This window comes from Streptomyces sp. NPDC055140 (assembly GCF_053607285.1).
Genome location: NZ_JBSGTG010000215.1, coordinates 1 through 1139, shown reverse-complemented (window position 1 = coordinate 1139; position 1139 = coordinate 1). Strand labels below are relative to the sequence as shown.

At 66.0% G+C, this 1139-nt stretch carries 1 protein-coding gene and 1 pseudogene; one reads left to right on the top strand and one right to left on the bottom strand.

Going from position 1 to position 1139, the window contains the following annotated elements; all coding sequences use genetic code 11:
- Positions 1-95 precede the first annotated feature (95 nt).
- Positions 96-773, bottom strand: a complete 678-nt coding sequence (locus ACWFR4_RS49115) for a GntR family transcriptional regulator (protein ID WP_376595178.1) — start codon at positions 771-773, stop codon at positions 96-98.
- A 160-nt stretch (positions 774-933) separates the two neighbouring features.
- On the opposite strand from ACWFR4_RS49115, the pseudogene ACWFR4_RS49110 reads away from it, so the two are divergent.
- A pseudogene (locus tag ACWFR4_RS49110) lies at positions 934-1139 on the top strand (hypothetical protein); the annotation flags it as partial.

Below are 1139 nucleotides of genomic sequence, written 5' to 3'. Positions count from 1 at the left end.
GGCAGATGGCGTGTCTCCGAACTTCCGGTGAGGCACGCTGGAATGCAGGAAGGCCCGCCCCAATTCGCGTGGGGCGGGCCTTCGTCGTGCGGTGATCAGGCTAGGGCTACCTGGCGTCCAGGTGCGTAGACGCCCTCGCCGACGCCGATCACGCGGTCCTCGCTGACGTAGATGCTCCGCATGACGACGACGGCAGCGTCCTCCGTGAGACCGAGCGCGGCCTTGTCGTCGGCCGTGGTGATCCGGGCGTCGACGGTCTTGGAGGCGACGGTCACCTTCTTGCCGCTTCGCTCGGTGTAGACGGCCTGCCATGTCGGGTCGCACGCCTGGGGTTCGTCGATCTCCGGTACGACGGCGGCGATGTCGGTGTGAACCCAGGACTGGGATGCCTGGAGAACGGTGTCGCCCCTAGTGATCGTCCGGACCCGGTTGACGACCTCGCCCTCCCCGATGTGCTGAGCGACCCACTCCGGAGCCTGGACGCGCTCCGACGACTTGTGGTTGATCACCTCACCGGGCTGGACGATTCCCTTGATCCGCTTCTCACCGGCGATCAGGGCCGGGCGGTCGGCGACGAACACGCCGCGCCCCTGCTGCGAGGTCACGAGCCCCTCGGCCTTGAGGATCGCCACGGCCCGGTAGACGGCGTTGTCGGACAGGTTGAACTGCTGCTGAAGGTTTTTCGTCGGCGGCAGCTTGTCGCCCGGTTCCAGGGTTCCGCGCTCGATTCGAGCCCGGATGTATGCGGCCATTCCGGCCACTGATCCCGCCACTGGGGCCTCCTTCGTAACTTCCTATCGGATGTTCCTTGACGGTACCCGACCGACCCCTTAACTTCCTATAGGAAGCCAACTTCCTACAGGAAGTTGCGCGGCTCCGGTGTGTCCGCACCGGAGCCGCTTCGGGCCGTTCCATGTGAGAGGAGCACGACCCATGAATGACGGTACATCCGCAGGTCAGGTCTCGATCCCCCAGGCGACGAGCGAGGACCTTGCCGCGGTTTTCACCGAGCACGGCGACCGACTGACCCGCTGGGTCTACAACCGGCTGGACCGTGCCGACTGGCACCTGGCCGAGGACATCACGAGCGAGGCGTTCCTCCGGCTGGTCCGTGACTTCACCGGCCGCCGGATCGAGAA